Origin of the sequence: Vibrio crassostreae (genome assembly GCF_041439375.1) — a bacterium.
In the GTDB taxonomy this organism is placed as follows: domain Bacteria; phylum Pseudomonadota; class Gammaproteobacteria; order Enterobacterales; family Vibrionaceae; genus Vibrio; species Vibrio crassostreae_D.
The window spans coordinates 85,288-104,027 of record NZ_JBGONY010000001.1; the positions used below are offsets into that span (position 1 = coordinate 85,288).

The 18,740-nt window shown below is 45.0% G+C and carries 18 protein-coding genes; 8 read left to right on the plus strand and 10 right to left on the minus strand.

The features are described 5' to 3' along the window. Window positions 1–69: 69 nt before the first annotated feature. The 3 genes from treR to gmhB all read right to left on the minus strand — a co-directional run bounded on the left by treR (window position 70) and on the right by gmhB (window position 2,087). The gene (treR, locus tag ACED45_RS00420) at window positions 70–1,014 is read right to left on the minus strand and encodes a trehalose operon repressor TreR (RefSeq protein ID WP_371713100.1); all 945 of its coding nucleotides are present in this window, start codon (window positions 1,012–1,014) and stop codon (window positions 70–72) included. An 89-nt stretch (window positions 1,015–1,103) separates the two neighbouring features. Next, window positions 1,104–1,439, minus strand: coding sequence for an MliC family protein (locus ACED45_RS00425; RefSeq protein WP_102576340.1), 336 nt, complete (start codon window positions 1,437–1,439; stop codon window positions 1,104–1,106). A gap of 63 nt (window positions 1,440–1,502) precedes the next feature. Continuing rightward, entirely contained in the window at window positions 1,503–2,087 is a 585-nt protein-coding gene (gene gmhB, locus ACED45_RS00430; protein WP_017060762.1) for a D-glycero-beta-D-manno-heptose 1,7-bisphosphate 7-phosphatase, read from the minus strand. Between the two features lie 207 nt (window positions 2,088–2,294). Between gmhB and metN the strand changes: the two genes are divergently transcribed. From metN to ACED45_RS00445, 3 genes are all read left to right on the plus strand, one after another. Beyond that, the gene (gene metN / locus ACED45_RS00435) at window positions 2,295–3,329 is read left to right on the plus strand and encodes a methionine ABC transporter ATP-binding protein MetN (RefSeq protein ID WP_017060763.1); all 1,035 of its coding nucleotides are present in this window, start codon (window positions 2,295–2,297) and stop codon (window positions 3,327–3,329) included. Continuing rightward, window positions 3,319–4,002 (plus strand): methionine ABC transporter permease, encoded by a 684-nt coding sequence (locus ACED45_RS00440; protein ID WP_017060764.1) that lies wholly within the window; start codon window positions 3,319–3,321, stop codon window positions 4,000–4,002. The genes metN and ACED45_RS00440 overlap by 11 nt, the downstream gene beginning before the upstream one ends. Before the next feature lie 81 nt (window positions 4,003–4,083). Then, window positions 4,084–4,893, plus strand: coding sequence for a MetQ/NlpA family lipoprotein (locus tag ACED45_RS00445; protein ID WP_017630795.1), 810 nt, complete (start codon window positions 4,084–4,086; stop codon window positions 4,891–4,893). A gap of 91 nt (window positions 4,894–4,984) precedes the next feature. Here the strand turns inward: ACED45_RS00445 and ACED45_RS00450 are convergent, their stop codons facing one another. The 3 genes from ACED45_RS00450 to syd all read right to left on the minus strand — a co-directional run bounded on the left by ACED45_RS00450 (window position 4,985) and on the right by syd (window position 7,927). Next, entirely contained in the window at window positions 4,985–6,190 is a 1,206-nt protein-coding gene (locus ACED45_RS00450; protein ID WP_371713101.1) for a carbohydrate porin, read from the minus strand. A gap of 410 nt (window positions 6,191–6,600) precedes the next feature. Then, window positions 6,601–7,377, minus strand: a complete 777-nt coding sequence (locus ACED45_RS00455; protein ID WP_017630798.1) for a Zn-ribbon-containing protein — start codon at window positions 7,375–7,377, stop codon at window positions 6,601–6,603. Window positions 7,378–7,381: 4 nt separating this feature from the next. After that, window positions 7,382–7,927: a SecY-interacting protein gene (syd, locus tag ACED45_RS00460; RefSeq protein ID WP_017630799.1), complete on the minus strand. Its 546-nt coding sequence runs from the start codon at window positions 7,925–7,927 to the stop codon at window positions 7,382–7,384. Between the two features lie 131 nt (window positions 7,928–8,058). On the opposite strand from syd, the gene queF reads away from it, so the two are divergent. The 5 genes from queF to xni all read left to right on the plus strand — a co-directional run bounded on the left by queF (window position 8,059) and on the right by xni (window position 15,444). After that, window positions 8,059–8,904 carry an NADPH-dependent 7-cyano-7-deazaguanine reductase QueF gene (gene queF, locus ACED45_RS00465; RefSeq protein ID WP_371713102.1) on the plus strand — a complete coding sequence of 282 codons (846 nt, stop codon included), beginning with the start codon at window positions 8,059–8,061 and terminating at the stop codon, window positions 8,902–8,904. Between the two features lie 55 nt (window positions 8,905–8,959). Next, entirely contained in the window at window positions 8,960–11,218 is a 2,259-nt protein-coding gene (locus ACED45_RS00470; RefSeq protein ID WP_371713103.1) for a tetratricopeptide repeat protein, read from the plus strand. A gap of 118 nt (window positions 11,219–11,336) precedes the next feature. After that, window positions 11,337–12,902 carry a sensor domain-containing diguanylate cyclase gene (locus ACED45_RS00475; RefSeq protein WP_146492076.1) on the plus strand — a complete coding sequence of 522 codons (1,566 nt, stop codon included), beginning with the start codon at window positions 11,337–11,339 and terminating at the stop codon, window positions 12,900–12,902. Window positions 12,903–13,145: 243 nt separating this feature from the next. Further along, window positions 13,146–14,510, plus strand: coding sequence for a nucleotide 5'-monophosphate nucleosidase PpnN (gene ppnN, locus ACED45_RS00480; RefSeq protein WP_146492075.1), 1,365 nt, complete (start codon window positions 13,146–13,148; stop codon window positions 14,508–14,510). A 160-nt stretch (window positions 14,511–14,670) separates the two neighbouring features. Continuing rightward, window positions 14,671–15,444, plus strand: a complete 774-nt coding sequence (gene xni / locus ACED45_RS00485) for a flap endonuclease Xni (protein ID WP_146492074.1) — start codon at window positions 14,671–14,673, stop codon at window positions 15,442–15,444. Between the two features lie 79 nt (window positions 15,445–15,523). Here xni and rlmM read toward each other — a convergent pair whose 3' ends face one another. From rlmM to ACED45_RS00505, 4 genes are read right to left on the minus strand one after another with little or no spacing between them, the layout of a single operon-like run. Beyond that, window positions 15,524–16,615: a 23S rRNA (cytidine(2498)-2'-O)-methyltransferase RlmM gene (gene rlmM, locus ACED45_RS00490; RefSeq protein WP_285954299.1), complete on the minus strand. Its 1,092-nt coding sequence runs from the start codon at window positions 16,613–16,615 to the stop codon at window positions 15,524–15,526. Further along, a complete protein-coding gene (locus tag ACED45_RS00495) occupies window positions 16,612–17,019 on the minus strand; it encodes a DUF423 domain-containing protein (RefSeq protein ID WP_371713104.1) in 408 nt (135 codons plus the stop codon). The genes rlmM and ACED45_RS00495 overlap by 4 nt, the downstream gene beginning before the upstream one ends. Then, window positions 17,009–17,632 (minus strand): alpha/beta fold hydrolase, encoded by a 624-nt coding sequence (locus tag ACED45_RS00500; RefSeq protein WP_371713105.1) that lies wholly within the window; start codon window positions 17,630–17,632, stop codon window positions 17,009–17,011. Before ACED45_RS00500 ends, ACED45_RS00495 begins: the two co-directional genes overlap by 11 nt. Continuing rightward, a complete protein-coding gene (locus ACED45_RS00505) occupies window positions 17,625–18,533 on the minus strand; it encodes a transcriptional regulator GcvA (protein WP_060982558.1) in 909 nt (302 codons plus the stop codon). The genes ACED45_RS00500 and ACED45_RS00505 overlap by 8 nt, the downstream gene beginning before the upstream one ends. Window positions 18,534–18,740: the final 207 nt, after the last annotated feature.

An 18,740-nucleotide genomic window follows, 5' to 3' on the forward strand; every position in this document is an offset into this window, starting at 1 on the left:
TCCCATTAATTGAAAGAGATCACACTCTAATTTTAATCTAAGCGGTTCAATTTCGCTTAATTGAGTGGATTATAGAATCGGAGATTGAGTGTGATGAGAGATCTCTGAATTGCCTAAAAGCTGAGAGATCAATAGATTAGCAGCCAGTTTACCTGCAGATTGGTAACCAGGATCAATGCTAAATACTCGTGGGAATAAGAAAGAGAGAAGATCATTACCACCAACGCCGGTGACGACCACATCTTCACGTTGTCGCTCTTGCAGACGTTTGATCACACCGAGAGCCAATGTGTCACTAGCACAGACTATAGCTTGGGTGTTAGGTGTTAGCACCTCATCCACCAACTGATAAGCGCTTTCGTGATGAAGTTGACCAGTACGATAGTTCGCAATTGAACCTGTATTTTCACACCACTCGAGATAAGCCTTAAGACGCAGTTCACCGGTTGATTTGTCACTAGGATCAACGCCAATGAAACCAACCTCAGAGATCCCCTGATCTGCTAAATGCGTTAACGCACTATTGATCACCTGTTGGTTATCATAGTTAATCGACGTCACGTTCTCGGTATCCAGAGCAATAACCACCGCTTTGTGTTCCCAAGCTTCAATCGCAGGAATATCGCAATCAGTAAAACCAAACACGATTATGCCGTCTACATTGCGGCGCTTGAGAACCTGAAGGTGCTCATTGGCTTTTTCTCTATCGAGCTGGCTTTCCATGATCACGACATCGTAATCCGCTCGATACAACTCAGCCAACATAGTGCTAACTGCTTTGTTTTCAGAAGGGGAATCCAGACGAGAAATGATGACACCGATGACTTTTTGACTGCCACCACGCATCGACTGCGCAGACTTTGAAGGCGTGTACCCAGATTCTTGAATGACTCTTTCCACCCTTTCTCGGGTTTCAGGTTTCACTTTTGGATCATTGGTCAGAACGCGAGATACGGTTGACTTACCAACACCGGACAGCTTAGCAATATCGAGAATAGTGAGTTTTTTGCTCATAAAAAGTCTAACGTTAAAGGGAAGAGAAGAAAAAGTGAGGGCATACCCCCTCACTTAACTGTTTGTAAATCCTAGAAGTTAACTATGACTTACTTTCGGCAATTTTTATAGACGACACGACCAAGTTCTAGACGCGCGTTGTCACCTTTAGTGCGTAAAGTGACGCTATTGATCAGTTCAGAGGTTCCATCATCTAAGATGTACTTCGTTCCTGAACCTGCCGATATTTGAGTTAGGCGATATTCATTCTCTGGCAAACGTAATACCGCTTTTTCATTACCAAGGTAAGCGACCTTAAATGAAGCGTCAGACTCACATTGATAAGTCACGAATTGATCGTCCGAGACTGCACCATCAGGCGCCGCGGATTTAGAACACCCGACTAACGCTACCGTACATAGAGATGCTGCCAACAATGCTTTCATACTGCGTTCCTCATCTTTATATAGTGAACAACACTTATATCTAAGTGAAAGAGACTTAGTGTCTTAACCTTTTAAGAAAGCTGGCACGTCTTTAATGCTATCAAGCACAACGCTCGCCAAGGCTTCACCTTTTTCAGTGATTGGTTTGCCTGTTCTTACTAAGACTTTAGTACCAACGCCTGCTGCTTCTGCAGCCATCATGTCTTCAGCTTTATCGCCGATCATGACCGAGTTAGCCATATCAATCTTCAGAAAGTCACGAGCAGAAATGAACATACCTGGCTTTGGTTTACGACATTCACAATCTTGCTTGTAGTCACCAATACCGTGTTCAGCGTGGTGCGGGCAGTAATAGATGCCATCAAGCTCAACGCCGTTATCAACAAAGTTCCAATCCATCCACTGCGTTAAAGAAAGAAAACGGTCTTCACTAAACATGCCGCGAGCAATGCCTGACTGGTTAGTCACTAGCACCAATAAATAGCCCATATCTTTAAACGCTTTCGCCGCTTCAAACACACCGTCAATGTATTCAAAGTCATGCTCATCATGTACGTAGCCGTGGTCAACGTTAATCACACCATCACGATCTAAAAAAACAGCAGGTTTAGACAAAATTTTGTTCTCTATCAACTCTCTATTAATCATTAATTATTACACGCTTTATTTGCTTCATCACTATCTATTTAGTTTTGCGTTCGTTAACGAATTGTTTCTAGCTTAGCCATACAACCGACGTTTAGCCGTCTAGACGTAAAAATATCTATTGACTTAGATCATAGAACACCATAGCATCGTCTGTAAATCGAGCGAGCTATCGACATATTATTCTGTTCTACCTGCACGGGTTTCTCTATGATTAAAGTGAATCAAGTCAACAAGGTTTTTTATCAAGGTACTAAAGAAATCAATGCCTTAATTGATATCAACCTCCACATTCCTCAAGGTCAAATTTTTGGAGTCATCGGCTCTTCAGGTGCAGGCAAAAGTACCCTAATCCGCTGTGTAAATATGTTGGAAGCACCGACCTCTGGTGAAGTGATTGTTGACGGTATCGACCTAACAAAACTCAGCAAATCAGAACTTAGCGAAGCGCGCCGTAACATCGGCATGATATTCCAGCACTTCAACCTGCTGTCTTCTCGTACTGTATTTAACAATGTAGCACTGCCTTTAGAACTTGCTGGTAAAGATAAAGCGATTATTGAAGCAAAAGTGAGTGAGTTACTTGAACTCGTTGGCTTAGCGGATAAGCGAGACACCTACCCGGCAAACCTAAGTGGCGGTCAAAAGCAGCGTGTTGCGATTGCTCGTGCACTGGCCTCTGATCCGAAAGTACTGCTGTGTGACGAAGCGACCAGCGCATTGGACCCTGCGACCACTCAATCGATTCTTGAGCTACTGCGTGAAATCAACCGCAAGCTGAACATCACTATCCTGCTTATTACGCACGAGATGGATGTAGTGAAAAGCATTTGTCACGAAGTGGCGATCATTGGCGGTGGTGAATTGGTAGAGAAAGGCACAGTTGGTGACATCTTTGCTCACCCTAAAACTGAACTAGCGCATCAATTCATTCGTTCAACGTTGGATCTGACGATCCCTGAAGATTACCAAGCACGCCTGCAAGAGACTCGCGTAAACAGCAGTTACCCGTTGGTACGTCTTGAGTTTACGGGCGCAACGGTTGATGCTCCGCTGATGACTCAGATTGCACGCAAATTCAATATCGATGTCAGCATCCTAAGCTCTGACCTTGATTACGCCGGCGGCGTGAAGTTCGGCATGATGGTTGCTGAACTGTTCGGTAATGAAGCAGATGATAATGCTGCTATCCAATTCCTACGCGACAACAATGTAAAAGTAGAGGTGCTTGGTTATGTCCTTTAGTTTCAACGAGATTGCTGACTGGATCAGCCTTAACGGTAACCTTCTATTAGGTGCAACCGGCGAGACGCTTTACATGGTTGCAGTTGCGGGCATTGTTGGCTTTGCTGTCGGTATTCCATTAGGCGTGATTCTACACACGACTAAAAAAGGTGGCCTGTTAGAGAACACCAAAGTAAACAAGATTCTAGGTGCGATTGTGAACGTGGGTCGTTCAGTGCCTTTCTTAGTATTGATGGTTGCGATTATCCCATTGACTAAGATGCTGATTGGTACCTTCATAGGCACAACAGCAGCGATTGTTCCATTGACGATTGGTGCTATCCCATTTGTGGCTCGACTTATCGAAAGTGCACTACTTGAAGTACCAACAGGTCTAGTAGAAGCGGCTCAATCAATGGGCGCAACACCAACACAAATCATCAATAAGGTTCTGCTTCCTGAAGCACTACCGACTATTATCAACTCAGTAACGATTACGCTAGTGACACTTGTGAGCTACTCAGCAATGGCGGGCACGGTTGGTGGCGGTGGTCTAGGTGATGTCGCGATTCGTTACGGATTCCACCGTTACGATGTGACCATCATGGCTGTAACGGTAGTGATGTTGATTGTGCTTGTACAAATTATTCAATCAATCGGTGATTCCTTAGTTCGCCGCGTTGACCACAGATAAAGACTCAGCGCTAAAACGCAAACTCTCTAAGACAAGAGTCGTCTGAACCAAATTAAATAGATTTATTAAAAGGAGATTATTATGAAATTTAGCCTTAAAGGTTTACTTACTATCGCAGCAGCGGCATCAGCGCTAGTACTAGCAGGTTGTGGTGATAAAGAAGTGGATACTTCTAAAGTAAAAGTTGGCGTAATGGCAGGTGCTGAAGCGCAGGTTGCTGAAGTTGCAGCGAAAGTAGCAAAAGAGCAGTACGGCCTAGACGTTGAACTGGTTACTTTTACGGATTACGTAACGCCAAACGCGGCACTGGATGATGGCTCTATCGACATCAATGCATTCCAACACGCACCGTACCTAGATCAGCAAGTGGCTGACCGTGGTTACAAACTGACTATCGCTGGTAACACGTTTGTTTACCCTATCGCTGGTTACTCTAAAGAAGTGAAATCTGTCGACGAAATCCAAGACGGTGCTCGTATTGCGGTACCAAACGATCCAACAAACCTAGGTCGTTCTCTACTGCTTCTTGAGCAACAAGGTCTTCTTGAGCTTCGTGAAGGTGCTGGTCTTCTAGCAACAGTTCGTGACATCGTTAAGAACCCTAAAAACCTAACGATTGTTGAACTAGACGCAGCACAACTGCCACGTTCTCTTGATGATGTAGCGCTTTCTATCATCAACACAACTTACGCGAGCTCTATCAACCTGACTCCACAAAAAGATGGCGTATTCGTTGAAGACAAAGATTCTCCTTACGTAAACCTAATCGTTTCTCGTGAAGACAACCTAAACGCTGAAAACGTACAAAACTTCGTTAAAGCTTACCAAACTGAAGAAGTGTACAACGCAGCTTCTGACATCTTCCAAGGTGGCGTCGTTAAAGGTTGGTAATCAACTAAACGACAGCACTGTATAGATACCCGAAGGGGCTGACATAACGTCAGCCCCTTTTTGTTGGTTAGGATTTACCAGAAAGTTCGACTTACCACCAAGCTTCCACTTGCATGCCAACGCTCATTTCACTGTTTTTACCTTCACCGAAGGCATTGTCGTTTTCAGCATCATTCAGGTAAGTGGCGAAGATACGGAATTCAGGACGAGACCAGAAACCCACTTGTGGAACCCAAGCCTGAGCGATGGTGAATTTACCACCTGCCCCATCTTGGTTATCAATCGTTTCTACAAAACCACCAATTTCAAGAATGGTACGCATGCGCTTGTCCCACTTATAAAGCGGACGAATAACTGCACTGAAAGAGTCATCATCACTGTTATTAGCACCCACACCGGTTGAAGCAGCATAACGGACAGTGTGGCCAAACTCGATGTTCTCACCGATCGCAAGCACGCCCCAGTTAATCAATCGGAAGCCCTCGGCGTCATTGTTGTTGGCATCACGAACGATGCCTTTACCTGTCCCAAAAGTCGTCATCTGCTCGGCATAACCAGAGTTAGCAACCTGTAGAATAGTTTTGTTGAAGCCACCTGAAAGATTTTGATTCAAGCTTGCCGTTAGCATTACGCTGTCATCCGCATCGACCGTTTGACCTTGCTTTTCATTGACAAAGTTCATATCAATACCAACCTCAAGATCCGCATTGTTCCACAATGGAATACCCGCATAACGTATATCAGCAATCATGGCTGTGGTTTCTTTGCCATCAAACACATCGCCTGTCACTGTATCTTGAATCAAAGCCACCGATAATTTACCTGGGCCCATATTGATGTGTTCAACACCTGCACCAATACCGCTCACATCCCAGTAGTAGTTATCAACGATGTGTACATCATGACGTTGGTAGTAGCGCTCACCCGCCCAAATGCCAATGTCCTTATCTTCAAAAAGCCCTACAGCTTGAACATTGAGCTGAACTACATCCACGCTTTTATCCGCCGCGTTCTCATCTTGGCCTTGCCAGTACGACAACATGGAATCAACTAAAAATGAAACGTCGTCCTCAGCATACACTTCTTTTCTAAAACCAAACTCGCCATACAGGTCATTTTCGTTGCCGAGTCGTCCAACTTTACTCACCTCCCATTTACTATTTGAACCGCCTTCATTACTCAGGCCAACGCCGCCGCGCATGTAGCCATTAAACTCCAACGGCGTGGTTTCATCAGCGTATAAATTAGGTGCAAGTAAAGCAGTAGAGAGTGCAGCAGCAATAGGTAACAGTTTCATCGTCCATTCCTTTAAGATCTAGAATTACGTTATTTCTATAAATGGGAACATTCCCATGGGATCGATCCCATTTATATTGGGAGGAATATAAATTGAAAGGGAACTGATTGATTACTGTGATCCAGTTAACTATTGAAATGATCAAAAGTTGATGGGTGTGGAATTATTTTGGTGAATACATGAGAGCTACAGAGAGAGACATACAGCACAAAATGTGTGCATTTAAGAGCTAAATAGGTTCGACAATATTGGCAAAACCCAATACTGATTAATACTCAATATGGAGGCTAAAGAAAGAGAAACAGATGAGAAGCTAACAGGGAGAAAACAAAGGCATAAGTATCGAAGTATTGATCAACACTTCGATACCTTGAATCGCTAATTTAGCTTTAGGAGTTAGGGATTAGGAGTTACTTAAGATGATCCCAAGAGATGTTTGATACCAGACGGCAGTCATCACACTTGAAATAGAAAATATCGTGGATCGGCGCATCTAGCAGCCATTCGCCGCCACATTGAGGACATTTACGCTCTTTTTCAGCTTTTAAGCTGATGCCACCCACGCGGTACAAGTAGTAATAAGTCGGGATCTTGGTGAGATATTCAATACGTCCTCTTAAGCCCCAACCGCGTTTGAACAACACGCTTTTGGTATCACTGATCTCAGTCAGAGTTGCGTGTTCAGCACGACAGCCACCACCCATCTGGACTTCATCACAGGCTTGCCATTCAGTCTGCCATTTCAACACGGCTTTATGGTCACCATTGAAGGTTGGCGGGTTGCGGTACAGAGGGATCGGCAACAAGCTATCGCCACTACGTAGCGGTGAACAGGTATGAACGAACGTCGTGTACAGTACCTGCCAGCTAGGCGCTTCGTCTTCCGCCACTTCTTCAGAGTTAAGATCTCGACCAAGCAAACGCATTTTTGGCGCAAGTAGGCTCGCGTTAGACAAGCGATCAAAACACACTTTTACGAAATCTGAGTGGTTACGCGGGTGCAAGCTGTCTTGTTCTGGACAGACAACGCGAACATAAAACTCACCGTCGCCCATCACGATAGGAAACTCACGACCCAACACTTGTCCGTTATAACGAAGTGCATCCATTAAGCCATTAACAGCCTTGTCGACAGCGCTTACCGTTGTGTTATCAAAACACTCAAATTGAAGTTCTAGTACGTACATCTATTTATACCGCTGGTTGTAGCTTTTCTAAAAATTCTGCCAATGTCTCGGCTAGTACATCACGATTTTTGGTGCCTAAGCGCTCCAGAATCACGTTGCCCGTTAGGTTACAGATAGAGATAACATCCAGTTCCGCGTCAGTCGCTGCGATGAAAACCGTAGGCTTTAGCTTTAAGCGACGTTGAGTCACTAGGTGACCTAAGATGTTTTCTTGTAGACATTCGAAGTCTTCATCACTCCAAATCTGTAATAGAGTCAGTTCATTGCCGTCGAAGGTCGCGTTCATGTCTGCGCTGTATTGCGCACCGTAGAAGGTTTTGATGTCTTCGTGCAGCGTTAATTCAATGCCAGTTTCAACGTTGGTGAAATCCGCGAATTGCTCACGTGGATAGTGCTTCCATAACACGGCATCGCCGCTCTTTTCTTCTACACATGGCGATACCACGTCCACCAACTCCTCATTGCGAGGTAAGCTTTGGTGTTGCTGTTGCCACGCGTCAACGTATCGCTGACTAAAAGAAAGTAGTGCGTCTTGAGCACGTTGAGTCATGAAAATCTCCTAAACACAAAATAATAAATAGAATCCGAGCCCTTTCCGTGTCGATTAGGCGATGACTTAATGACAGGGTAATGGGGATTCAGTAAAATCGACCCCATTCTAATCGAATTTGAAACGAAAGTATGAGCAAATATTCTGACGCAAAAGAGCTAGCGGGTTTAACCCTAGGCCAAAAAACTGAGTACTCTAACCAATACGATGCAAGTTTATTGCAACCAGTACCTCGTAGCCTGAATCGTGATGATCTTGCGCTAAACGGTGAACTGCCTTTTGTTGGTAATGATATTTGGACAATGTACGAACTTTCGTGGCTAAACACTAATGGCCTACCACAAGTCGCCGTGGGAGAAGTTTTCATCCCAGCAACGAGCCCAAACTTAATTGAATCAAAATCTTTCAAGCTGTACCTAAACAGCTACAATCAGACTCAATTCGAAAACTGGGAACAAGTCACTGAGCGACTGACCCAAGATTTGTCAGCATGTGCAGGCGAACCTGTGGTTGTGAATGTAAACTCAGTAACCGACTACACCAACCAACCTATCGTAACGATGGAAGGCGAGTGTATCGACAACCAAGACATCCAAATCACTAGCTACGACTTTGAAGCATCACTGCTTGAAGGCGCTGCTGGCGAACAAGAAGTAGAAGAAACACTGCACAGCCACCTACTGAAGTCGAACTGTTTGATCACCAACCAACCGGACTGGGGCAGCGTTGAGATCGCATATTCAGGTAAGCAAATTGACCGTGAAGCTCTGCTACGCTATTTAGTTTCTTTCCGTGAACACAACGAATTCCACGAACAATGTGTTGAACGTATCTTCACTGACATCATGAAATACTGTGGCCCATCAAAGCTAACCGTATTCGCACGTTACACGCGTCGTGGTGGTCTGGATATCAATCCATACCGTTCAACAGAGCAAGATCGACCAAGCCACAACAAGCGTATGGCTCGCCAATAATAGGCTCAAGACACACACTTATTGGAACCTACCTCATCTTTAAAGGGACATTGAAATGCGTTGGTTATACGTCGTTAGCCTATTTATTTTAAGCTTAAGCACATCGGTTAATGCGTCGGTCTATTCATCGGCGCTGCTCAACGAAGCCAATAACTTGGTTGAGATCGAGCCGAGCCAAGCAAAACAAATGGCCAACAGTTACCTAACGCTTCGTGTCCTTTCTGATCAACGCGAGAAAAGCCCTTCAGCGATTTCTCGCGAAGAGACAGACTCTTCGATTCGTACGCCAAACAGCAGCATCGATGCCTACAAGATCTTAGCGAAAGCCGAGTACAACCTTGGCAACATTCGCATTGCAATTCAGCACATCGACAAGGCCTCTGAGCTCGCGAAAACCTATAAGCTTGAGTACCTCAAACTGGATCTAGAGATCCTAAAAGTACGCTTACTTTGGCTAAGTGACAGAAAGTCCGCCAAAGCAAAGGCAGATCTCGCCAATATTGAAACAAACCTAGAATCGGTGAATAAAACCTTACGTCTGACGGAAGGCATCACCTACCGCTTGATCATGCTGAAAGCCGATATCGCCTCTTACGATAACAAGATCGATGAAGCCGAGAAGTTCTACCAAGAAGCGAAGACCTATCTCGACCAACGTTACTCTGAAAAAGTGACCATCGATTACCACATCTCGGTCGGTGAGTTTTACCTGAACCATAAAGAGTACAATCACGCGCTATCTGAGTTGTTGTATGGCTATTGGAAGTCGGTAGAAGGCAACTTGAGCTCTCGTTTGGCTAAAGTAAACCGCCTCTTGGCACAGCTTTTCTTTGAGCGCCAGGTGTTAGATAAAGCACTAGAGCACCTTTCTCAAGCTGCTGATTTTTATGATAACTTTGAAAACTCTCCTGTCTTAGCGCAAGTGCTCAAGAAAATGGGTGACGTGTATTTCTATCAAGGAAAATACAACCTTGCCCTTGTGCACTTCTTCAACGTTCTTGATCACGAGAGTACTGACCGAGATATCCATCAAGTCATTGATATTCGCCTAAGTTTATCGGCAACCTATCTGCGTCTTTACAACTACCCATTGGCAGAACAATACCTAACACGCGCCCTTGAACTGCTTGAATATACGGATATTCCCAAGCTAGAAGGTCGTGCTGCATTGCTCTCTGCCGGGCTCGCTTATCACCTTCAGCAGAGTGAGGATGTGATCAAACATGCCACTCGCGCACTGGAGATCTCGCGTCAGGTTGAGAACATGCGCCTTTCGCAGCGTTCGTACTACTTACTCTCTTTAGGCTATGAGCAAGCAGGAAAACCGCAACAGGCTTTAGAGAACCTTAAGCAATACAACAGTTTGGTTTCTTTAGAACAACAAAAGCTGAACCGCGTTGGTGAAGATGCTTTCCGCCAACAGAAAGAGTTCGCTGAGCAAACTCTTCACTATGCAGGACAAGCCCAAGAACTAGAAAAGTACAAGCTGGAACATCGTAAGTTCCAAAAGATATCGTTCGCCCTATTTTTGTTCAGCATTATCTTATTCTTCTTTGTGCTACGCCGTGGCTACCTCATTCAAACCTTGGCTAAAGAAGTCGACTCACTGCGAACAGACCTGTTTACACACTCACGCTCTAAGCTGCCCAATCTCAGAATGCTGAATGCCAAGCTGTCCAACTCACTAGAACAAACCAGCCAAACCTTCGAACAGTGGCAACTTGGCGAGCTCATTCATGAACCATTGAATGACCGTCTGCGCTTCGTGATGATTGACTTACCTTTCCTACGTAACATGTATACGCAGAATGGCTATAAAGCGGGTCTGGAGTTAGAAGTTGCTTTTGGAGAGTTCTTGAAAGAGAAGCTTGAAGGCCCTGCTCGTGTCTATCACTTCTCGGACGCAAACCTGCTTTACATCGAACCTAACTCAGACCGAGATTCATCACCCGAGGCGATGTTTAAAAAGATTCAATCGTGGATTACCGACTTTGAACCGAAACGTAATATCAACCGAACAATTCGTATGGGCATCGCTGACTACCCATTCTTGCCACGAGCTTACACCGCGATCAACGATCAAGAGCTGCTCGATGTGTTATTAATGTCGACTAACCTAGCCCGTGAGATCAGTCTCAAAGAGCGCAGTAGCCAATGGGTATATCTAAAAGCTATCGATAATGCACCCGCAGCGAGCCTTGCAACGGGTAACATAAGAGAAGCCTGTAAACATGCGATTAATCAAGGGCTAATAAAAATACAATCATCGTACCAGAATGAGGACAACATCAAAAAAATGCTAAAAGATGACTGATTTGCGAGCGGTTAAGAGCGGCAAGTCGTGACCTTATTTTTAGTTTTGTTATTATTGATTTAACGGAATTTCATCAAAATGATCGAGATCGGTCTACGCGGCGCTAATTAATACATCTATGGGCATTCTTGAAAAAGACATTCAGGCGCAACTCCACCAGCTGAAATTTCAGTTGGAGCAAGTTCGTTTGGCGCAAAGAGACACCTCGTTCAAATTTCTTAGAGAACAAAAAGTTCTAAAGCGTATCGTCACATCTTTGAGTGATGCATGTGTTGGCAGTAACAGCCATTTAGATGAAAACCTCATTGCCCTTAGGGAAGAGCTAGAAAAGCAAAAAGACATTAGCTCGATGATCCCAAAGCTGGCAGTATTAGAAAGGATGCTTAAGCAGAAAACGTTGGCTATGGATAAACAGAACGGATATCTGGACGATAGCATTAAGCACAGTGGGGAAACGCTGCAACGCATAACTGGCCTTCCAGCACAGCTAAAACGCGACCTACGAAACTTACTTAGCTTCTCCGAATGCAATGGCAGTCAGAAAGTTGACCATGCCATGAAACTACTCGGTATTTATGAGCGTGCCATTAAGATTATGGCGAACAACTCACGCACTCATTTTGCCGATGCTACGCATTCTCCGGAACAGGAACTTCTTTCCGACCTGTCAAACGAATTACAACACCTGATTACTGAACTCGATTTTGAGGGTGAATCGGGGGATTTGCTTACTGATATTAGAGCTAAGCTACTACTTGGGGTTTCCACACAAAACCTACTTGAGCTGACACTTCAGATCCTCAAACTGGTTATTGAAGGCACCAACCTAGAGCGCAAGAAGTCTGAACAGTTTATCGATCAACTTAATTCCTCTCTAGCTTCCAGCATCAAAACGGCAGACCAAAATGCCGACCAGAGCCAAAGCTACTTTGAGCACCGCCAAGGGCTTAACTCTGAGTTAAATGAACTTGTCGCTAAGAGCCAGAATTCAGTAGAGAAAGCCAAGGATATTGATAGTTTAAAACGGTCAATTAACCCGCTACTCAGTGAAATCGCTTCTCTTTCGGAAAGACTGAACCACGCAGAGCAAAAAGAACAAGCTCTAATAGAGAGAATGAGTTACGGAAAAACTCAGTTAGATTCACTCTATGAAGTCACCCAAGATTACCGTAAGCGTTTGGAAGATCAGGCTCAGCGTATGCTGCTTGACCCTCTTACGAAGGTTTACAATCGTACCGCTTTCACTGATCGCTTAGAGCTTGAGTATCGCCGCTGGATCCGCGCACAACACTCACTGCGCGTAGTACTTCTGGACATCGACAACTTCAAAGCCATTAACGATAGCTTTGGTTATACCGCCGGCGATAAAGCGCTTAAGATCATCGCAAGAACCATCACCAAAGAAGCAGGCACGACCGATACTGTGGCGCGTTTTTCAGGTGAAGAATTTGTCTTACTATTGCCAGAGCAAACCGATGAATATTGTCACCAAGTGATTCAAAACATTCAAACTCAAGTAAGCCGCTTACCCTTTAAGTTCCGTGACCAACAAATCACGATTACTTTATGCGCGGCAAGTACTCAGTTTAAAGAGTCAGATACACCTGAAGAAGTGTTAGAGCGACTCAATACAACACTAAATAAAGCAAAACAACGCGGTAATAACCAACTTGTTTGGCACTAGGCCAGCCCTAGATTTAATTTATTTCATTTTTTCAAATACTTATCACATACCATTTCCCTCAATGTTTGCTAAGCTAATGATTAACATTCGCTTAACAAGCATTCTTGGCAAGCAACGCTGTCGTATCCGTTTCGTCTGGTTAACTCTCCCCCACCTTTAACCAAACACTTTCAACGTTTGCTTCTCACTCTCGAGCCAGAGGGTCACTTCAACGTCCTCTGCTCTTTTCAACAAGGAGGCACTATGATCACTCATATCAGCCCTGCCGGTAGCATGGATTTACTCTCTCAACTTGAGGTTGAGCGTCTTAAGAAAACCGCGTCTAGTGATCTATACCAACTGTATCGTAACTGTACGTTAGCGGTACTCAACTCAGGTAGCCACACCGACAACTCCAAAGAGCTACTCGACAAGTATCAATCGTTTGATGTTGAGGTAGTGCGACGTGAGCGTGGTATCAAACTCGAGCTGAGCAACCCACCAGAGCATGCCTTTGTCGATGGTGAGATCATCAAGGGTATCCAAGAACACCTATTTTCAGTGCTGCGTGACATTGTTTACGTCAACATGCACCTCGCAGATAACCAAAGGCTCAACCTGACTAATGCCACTCACATTACCAACCTCGTATTTGGTATTCTGAGGAATGCAGGCGCACTTACGCCGGGCATCGAGCCTAACCTGATCGTGTGTTGGGGTGGTCACTCAATTAATGCCACTGAATACCAGTACACTCGCGAGGTGGGTAATGAACTGGGCCTACGTGAGCTGAACATCTGTACCGGTTGTGGACCGGGTGCGATGGAAGGGCCAATGAAAGGCGCGGCTATTGGTCACGCTAAGCAACGTTATACTGATCATCGTTACTTAGGGCTGACAGAGCCTTCAATCATTGCCGCTGAGCCACCAAACCCGATAGTAAACGAACTGGTGATCATGCCAGATATCGAGAAGCGTCTTGAGGCATTCGTTCGTATGGCGCATGGCATCATCATTTTCCCAGGCGGCCCAGGCACGGCCGAAGAGCTGCTGTACATCTTAGGGATCATGATGCACCCGAATAACGCCGAGCAGCCAATGCCGATTGTCCTAACTGGCTCGAAAGAGAGTGAAGCGTATTTCCGCTCGATCGATAAGTTCATTGGTGAAACTCTAGGGCCTGATGCACAGAAACATTATGAAATCGTGATTGATGACCCAGCACGCGCTGCGAAAATCATGAAACAAGCGATGCCAGATGTGCGCTCTCACCGTAAAGAGACTGGCGATGCCTACAGCTACAACTGGTCACTGCATATTGAGCCTGAGTTCCAACTGCCATTCGACCCAACACACGAATCTATGGCGGCGCTTGATCTTCATATGGACCAAAAAACAGAGAGCCTAGCCGCTAATTTACGTAAAGCGTTCTCTGGCATTGTGGCGGGTAACGTCAAAGCTGAAGGGATTCTGGAGATCGAGAAGCACGGCCCATTCCTAATTGATGGCGACAAAGAGCTAATGACCAAAATGGACCAACTGCTAAACGATTTTGTTGAGCAACATCGAATGAAGCTACCGGGCGGTACGGACTACGTGCCTTGCTATAAAATCGCACCAAACGATTAAGCACACTCATTAACGAGTAACTAAGTGAGTGATAACCAATTGGCAGACATAAAGTTAATCAGGTTATGACGTTTACGTCGCTAACGTTTCAACTCACCAAGTGATACGTTACTATAAGGGGCTAACAGCCCCTTTTTTATTGCCTATTTAGTGGAAACTTATGTCTATCCATCTTGTTATTATCGATGCCTTAAACCTCATCCGACGCGTGCACTCTGTTCAGCCGGACCCAACCGATATAGCAAGAACTATCACCACCACTACTCGCACTCTCAATAAGATTCTGACTGAATCAAAGCCAACCCACATCATCGCGGTTTTTGATCATCACTTACAAGACCGAGGATGGCGCGCTGAAGTACTACCAGCTTATAAACAGAACCGTAAGCCAATGCCAGAACCATTGATGAAAGGCCTTGATGCTATCCAACAGGCTTGGTGGGAGTTAGGCATTGATTCACTGCTGTCTGATGGCGATGAAGCAGATGATCTAGTCGCAACACTGGCCAAGAAAGTGGCAGACCACGGAGAAACCGTCACCATCATCTCGACAGACAAAGGGTATTGCCAACTGCTATCACCCACTCTGCAGATCCGAGATTACTTCCAACACCGCTGGCTAGACAAACCCTTTATCGAAGCTGAGTTTGGCGTTAAACCTGAGCAGCTTGCAGATTACTGGGGCTTAACCGGTGTGAGCTCTAGCCAAGTACCGGGGATTCCAGGTATAGGACCAAAAGCTGCAAAAGAAATCTTAACCACTTACCCGGATATCGAAGCGGCCTTTCAGGCGGAAGACTTACCGAAGAAATATCGTAAGAAGTTTGATGAACACATTGAATCAGCACGTGTGTGTAAGCAAGTCTCTGCACTCAAAACCGATATTGACCTTGGATTCAACCTGCAAGACATTCGTTACGAAGCGAAAGTTTAACTCGCTGTGACTCGACGATATTGATATAAAAAATGCTCCTTAAAGGAGCATTTTTTTCACTGACACGCTAACGTAAATATTAGTGCGGTGAGATGTTTGAAAGCGCCTGAATGTGAACCGTGATCTCTTCGCGATCATGATAAAGGTGCTTAGCCTGCATCTTAAACTTCACTTTGTTCTCAATAAGGAACACTTTTAGGTTCTCGATATCTTGCAGTACTTCATCGTAACGGCCTTTCATTGGCAGTTTAAGGTTGAATAATGCTTCTTTCGCCCAACCTTTGATGATCCACTCACCCATAAGGTGTGCAACACGAGCTGGTTTCTCAACCATGTCACAGATAATCCAAGTTACGTTCTTACGATCTGGTTCAAACTTAAAGCCATCTACCATGTGGTGCTTAATTTGACCCGTTTCCATTAGGCTGTCTGCCATCATGCCGTTATCAACACAGTGAACGAACATCGAACGCTTAACCAATTGGTAAGTCCAACCACCTGGACACGCACCTAAGTCAACACCCCACATACCTGGAGCCAGACGCTCGTCCCACTCATCACGAGGGATGAATACGTGGAATGCTTCTTCTAGCTTCAATGTAGAACGGCTTGGTGCATCTGATGGGAATTTCAGACGAGGGATACCCATAAAGAACTGTGAGTTGTTCGATGGGTAAGAGTAACCCACAAAGCAGTGACCCGGAGCGATGAAGCATAAATGAAGCACAGGCTTCTTAGCATTATCTTTCGCTGTCATCAGGCCTTTGCCACGCATCGCTTGACGCATCGGCACAGTAAACTTACGGCAGAACTTCAAAAGCTCTTTTGCTTCGTTAGTATCTGGCGTTTCGATACGGATATCACCACAACGAGGGAAACCTTCTTTATCAGAAAGCGCCTCAAGAATTGGAGAAATACGGTCATCAGTTGGCAAGTCTTTAATTTCAACAGCCACTGCCAGCATTTGACGAGCAAAGATCAGTGATTGGAAATCGATCTCTTTGATCAACTTGTCCGCTTCACCTGCTTGGTAACATTCAAACAATACAAAGCCTGTATTGTTCTTTAGGCGAGGAAAACCAAACACTTCCAGTTGTGTTGCCTTGTCTTGAATTTCGCCAGCACATTCTTTTTCAAAACCAGAGCGACAATAAAGTAGTACGTGTTTCACTGAGTTACCTCTTTTATATTCAAAGCAGCGAAGGAGAAGACTCCCCAACCAATGATAAATAGTAGACCACCAAACGGAGTGATAGGGCCAAACCATTTTATTCCTGTCAGTGCCAAGCCATAAAGGCTACCACTAAAACAAAGGATGCCGATGATAAAGCAAATTGACGCGATGAAAAAATATTTTTGTGATTTAGCGCCAAGTTTCATCTGCAGCAGGGCGCCACACGCCAATATCGCCAATATCGCCAGAGTATGGATAAACTGGTATTGAACTCCAGTCTCAAACACACCTAGCAGATACTCAGGTAAAATAGCTTTCAAACCGTGAGCCGCGAAGGCACCAAGCATCACTGCTATCGCGCCAGAAATGCCGGAAAACGTGAGTAAATACTTACTTCTCATTCAGCACCTCTTTGATAAACGCCGACAACTTCTCAACGGTTAACGCAATATTCTGCTGCTCTGTGTAACCGGAGCTCTTACGAGGCTTAAAGCTGTGGTCGCCATCGGGAATAAATTCAACATGAATAGAATCCGACAGATCAAAGTCAGCAAACTCTTCACGCTTACCAAAAGTGTCGCGCTCACCCTGTAAAATCAGACACGGCTTTTGCAACTCAGCTAAGTGTTCACCTTTATACTTATCTGGTTTACCAGGAGGATGAAAAGGAAAGCCTAAACACGCCATGGCGGCCACCTTATCAACTTCAGACAAATGGCTCGCCATACGCCCTCCCATCGACTTACCACCAATCACAAGCTTATCGGCATCAACCTGCTCAATAACCTCTTGGTAGGCTTCAAGTAGCTTAGGTGCTCTGTCAGGTGGACGACGCTTACCATCTTCAGCACGCTTGATCATGTAAGGGAAATTAAAGCGGATAACTCGTATCCCTTTAAAGGCTAATCCTTTGGCTACCGACTGCATAAACTCATGATCCATGCCTGCGCCAGCACCATGAGCAAAGATAAAGGTGATAGGATTGTCTTCACCATCAATGATGAGGTTATTCATCGAGTAAGTCCTCTTGTTCGCTTTGCGCTTTCGCCAGCATCCAATCACGGAAAGTAGCGATACGCCCCATATCGGCTTGCTTCTCATGACAAACCACATAGAAGGCGTTCTTACTCACCAACACTTCGTCGAAAGGCGCAATCAAACGACCCGCTTCGATTTCAGGTTGCGCCAACACGTTATTACCCAGTGCAATACCCTGGCCATGAGCTGCTGCCTGCAACACCATGGTTGAGTGACTGAAGATAGGTCCGTGATTAACGTTAACCCCGTCGATGCCATTTTGCTTAGCAAACTGTTTCCAATCCTTTCGAGAGGTATCATGCAATAGCGTATGGCATGCCAGATCACTGAGAGATTCTAATGGTTTAGCTCCTAGCAGCACGGAAGGTGAGCAAAGAGGGATCAAGTATTCTTGGTAAAGCTTATCGGCTCTAAGCCCCGGCCAGTTACCTCGACCATAGTAAATAGCCACGTCTACATCATCGGTCAGCGAGCCTTCATCCATATCAACGGCTTTGATTCTTACATCAATATCAGGTTCTTGCTGATTAAAGTCAGCGAGCCTTGGCACCAACCATTGAATCGCAAAACTAGGCGGTAAACTGATGGTCAATGCGCCCTTCTCACTTCGCTCCAGCACTTTGTCTGTCGCTTCTGCCAGTGATGTGAAAATATCTTTGATATCCAAGAAGTAGCTTTGGCCTTCTTCAGTCAGCAGCAAAGAGCGGTTTCTTCGGCGAAACAGCTTCAAAGATAAGAACTCTTCAAGCGCTTTGATCTGATGGCTAACCGCCGCTTGAGTAACAAACAACTCTTCTGCGGCACGCGTAAAACTCAAGTGTCGAGCAGCTGCTTCAAACACTCTTAGCGAGTTTAATGGGGGTAATCGACGAGACATAGTTACTCTCTAAATAAGCATTAGTTTTTTTTATCTGAAACATTATAATTTGTCCATTGCCTAGCGGCCAGAGAAATTCTATATTTCATCCCGCAGCAGCTAGCCTGAACGGCTTGATTCTCTCTAGAATCAATTGGCTTAGCTCCTGCGATGTTGTGTTTGCAAACTCGTTCTTTTCGAGTTGGGTAGAGTTCTACCAAATGTTTT

What these genes read in the sequence shown, in the direction of transcription:
- xni (WP_146492074.1), top strand. Translation starts at nt 14,671, where the DNA reads ATGTCTATCCATCTTGTTATTATCGATGCCTTAAACCTCATCCGACGC.
- gmhB (WP_017060762.1), bottom strand. Translation starts at nt 2,087, where the DNA reads ATGATTAATAGAGAGTTGATAGAGAACAAAATTTTGTCTAAACCTGCT.
- ACED45_RS00455 (WP_017630798.1), bottom strand. Translation starts at nt 7,377, where the DNA reads ATGTACGTACTAGAACTTCAATTTGAGTGTTTTGATAACACAACGGTA.
- ACED45_RS00500 (WP_371713105.1), bottom strand. Translation starts at nt 17,632, where the DNA reads ATGAATAACCTCATCATTGATGGTGAAGACAATCCTATCACCTTTATC.
- queF (WP_371713102.1), top strand. Translation starts at nt 8,059, where the DNA reads ATGAGCAAATATTCTGACGCAAAAGAGCTAGCGGGTTTAACCCTAGGC.
- ACED45_RS00495 (WP_371713104.1), bottom strand. Translation starts at nt 17,019, where the DNA reads ATGAGAAGTAAGTATTTACTCACGTTTTCCGGCATTTCTGGCGCGATA.
- ACED45_RS00440 (WP_017060764.1), top strand. Translation starts at nt 3,319, where the DNA reads ATGTCCTTTAGTTTCAACGAGATTGCTGACTGGATCAGCCTTAACGGT.
- ppnN (WP_146492075.1), top strand. Translation starts at nt 13,146, where the DNA reads ATGATCACTCATATCAGCCCTGCCGGTAGCATGGATTTACTCTCTCAA.
- ACED45_RS00425 (WP_102576340.1), bottom strand. Translation starts at nt 1,439, where the DNA reads ATGAAAGCATTGTTGGCAGCATCTCTATGTACGGTAGCGTTAGTCGGG.
- ACED45_RS00505 (WP_060982558.1), bottom strand. Translation starts at nt 18,533, where the DNA reads ATGTCTCGTCGATTACCCCCATTAAACTCGCTAAGAGTGTTTGAAGCA.
- ACED45_RS00445 (WP_017630795.1), top strand. Translation starts at nt 4,084, where the DNA reads ATGAAATTTAGCCTTAAAGGTTTACTTACTATCGCAGCAGCGGCATCA.
- metN (WP_017060763.1), top strand. Translation starts at nt 2,295, where the DNA reads ATGATTAAAGTGAATCAAGTCAACAAGGTTTTTTATCAAGGTACTAAA.
- treR (WP_371713100.1), bottom strand. Translation starts at nt 1,014, where the DNA reads ATGAGCAAAAAACTCACTATTCTCGATATTGCTAAGCTGTCCGGTGTT.
- ACED45_RS00450 (WP_371713101.1), bottom strand. Translation starts at nt 6,190, where the DNA reads ATGAAACTGTTACCTATTGCTGCTGCACTCTCTACTGCTTTACTTGCA.
- ACED45_RS00470 (WP_371713103.1), top strand. Translation starts at nt 8,960, where the DNA reads ATGCGTTGGTTATACGTCGTTAGCCTATTTATTTTAAGCTTAAGCACA.
- syd (WP_017630799.1), bottom strand. Translation starts at nt 7,927, where the DNA reads ATGACTCAACGTGCTCAAGACGCACTACTTTCTTTTAGTCAGCGATAC.
- ACED45_RS00475 (WP_146492076.1), top strand. Translation starts at nt 11,337, where the DNA reads ATGGGCATTCTTGAAAAAGACATTCAGGCGCAACTCCACCAGCTGAAA.